2 protein-coding genes are annotated in these 2,130 nt (G+C 71.5%); both read left to right on the top strand.

The window, feature by feature from the left end; translation table 11 throughout:
- On the top strand, positions 1-248 hold a 248-nt coding region (locus FVW20_RS13270), incomplete at its 5' end, for a phage connector family protein (protein ID WP_504739157.1).
- A 3-nt stretch (positions 249-251) separates the two neighbouring features.
- Positions 252-2,130, top strand: a 1,879-nt coding sequence (locus FVW20_RS13265; RefSeq protein WP_196609988.1) for a phage tail protein, incomplete at its 3' end; no start/stop codon positions are given.

Raw genomic sequence — 2,130 nt, 5'->3', positions numbered from 1 at the left:
ACGCGGCCCCGGCGGAGGCGGTGCTGACCGTGCGCGTCACCGACCCCGCCCGCTTTCCGGCGCTGTTCGTAGAGGCGCTGGCCCGCCGCCTGGCCTCCGCGCTGGCCGTGCCGCTCATGAACAGTTCGCGCACCGAACAGGCCATGCTCCAACGCTTCGGGGATGCGCTGGAGGCCGCCCGCGTGGCCGACGCCGCCGAGGGGGCGTCCGACCCCGTGGAAATCAACCCCTGGCTTCTGGCGAGGTAGCCCATGGCGCGCACCACCCTGATCCAGAACAGCTTCAACGCGGGTGAACTGTCGCCCCTCATGGCCGCGCGGGGCGACCAGGCCCGCTACGCCAGCGGCTGCCGCGTGCTGCGCAACATGCTGCTGCATCCGCACGGCCCGGCCTTCCGGCGGCCCGGCCTGCGTTTCATGGGAGCCTGCGCCGATGAAACCGTGCCGTCCCGGCTGGTGCCCTTCGTGTTCAACGAAGAGCAGGCCTACGTGCTGGAATTCGCGCCGGAACGGCTGCGGGTGTGGTGGCGCGGCGGGCTGGTGCTGGGAGGAGACGGTACGCCGCTGGAGGTGCAGACCCCCTATGCGGCGGAACATCTCCCCACGTTGCGTTGGTGCCAGTCCGCCGACGTGCTCTACCTGGTCACGCCGCATGCCGCCCCGCGCAGGCTGGAACGCCATGGCCATGCCGACTGGCGGCTGGTGGCGGTGAACTTCGGTCCGCGCGTGGCCACTCCTACGGGGCTGCGCTCCACGGGTGCGCCGTCGGGCACGCGCCAGCACCGCTACGTAATCACCGCCGTGTCCGTGGACACCGGCGAGGAAAGCCTGCCCACGGCGGAACTGGCCGTGACGGCCGGCACGCCTGCGGAAGGGAACGCCGTGAATCTGGCCTGGACCGCAGTGGAGGGGGCCAGCGAATACCGGGTGTACAAGGCGGGCGGCGGGGCATCGGTCTACGGTCTGCTGGGCACCGCCGCAACGGGTGAAACCTATGCCGATACGGGCCGCACGCCGGACTTTGCCGAAGGTCCGCCCGAGCACCGCAACCCCTTCGAAGGGACGGACGACTACCCCTCGTCGGTGCAGTTCTGGCAGCAGCGGTTGTGCTTCGCCGGGTCGCGCAGCCATCCGCAGACCATCTGGGCCAGCCGCACCGGCTGCTACGAGAACATGGACGTTTCGCGCCCGCTCCAGACCGACGACGCGGTCACCGTCACCATCGCCTCGGAAACGGTCAGCGCCGTGCGCTGGATGATGCCCGCCCGCAAGCTGCTGGTGGGCACCGGCGGCGGCGAATGGACCCTTTCCGGGCAGGGCAGCGAGCCGTTCTCGCCCCTGTCGTGCCTGCTGGAATTCCAGTCGGCGCGCGGTTCGGCGGAACTGCCGCCCCTGGCCGTGGGCGACGGGGTGCTGGCCGTGCAGCGCGGCGGACGGGCGGTGCGCGACTTTCGCTACAGCCTGGACGTGGACGGCTATTCCGGCGCGGACCAGACCATCCTGGCCGAACACATGCTGCGGGGCCGCAACATCGTGGACTGGGCCTACCAGCAGTCGCCCCATTCGGTGGTGTGGTGCGCCATGGACGACGGCTCCATGGCCGGACTTACACTCATCGCCGAGCATCAGGTGGCGGGCTGGCACCGTCACGACACCGGCGGCGCGGTGGAGGCGCTGTGCGTGGTGCCCGGCCCGCCGTCCGACCCCGCCGGGGGCGATGAACTGTGGCTGGTGGTGCGGCGCGAGGTTGACGGCGCGCAGCGGCGGTACATCGAGCGGCTGGATCCGGCCTTCGAGACGGACACCCCGGTCCCGGCGTTCTTCGTCGATTCCGGCCTGTCCTATCAGGGGCCGCCCGTGGCCGCGTTGGGCGGGCTGGAACACCTGGAAGGGCGCGAGGTGTCCATACTGGCCGACGGCTGGGTGCATCCGCCGCGCACCGTGGCGGACGGGCGCATCGAACTGGACCGCCCGGCCTCGGTGATTCACGCCGGGCTGGGCTATGCCAGCGACCTTGCGCCGGTGACGCAGGAATTCGTGGCGGGCGACGGCCCCACCCAGGGCCGGGTGCGCCGGGTGGGGCGGGCGCGGGTGCGGCTGTACCGTTCGTCGGGGTTCAAGGCCGGGCCGG

It is taken from the genome of Nitratidesulfovibrio oxamicus, assembly GCF_015731765.1.
GTDB classification, from domain to species: domain Bacteria; phylum Desulfobacterota; class Desulfovibrionia; order Desulfovibrionales; family Desulfovibrionaceae; genus Cupidesulfovibrio; species Cupidesulfovibrio oxamicus.
Note: the sequence above shows the minus strand (reverse complement) of the source record. Positions and strands in the feature narration are given on the sequence as shown.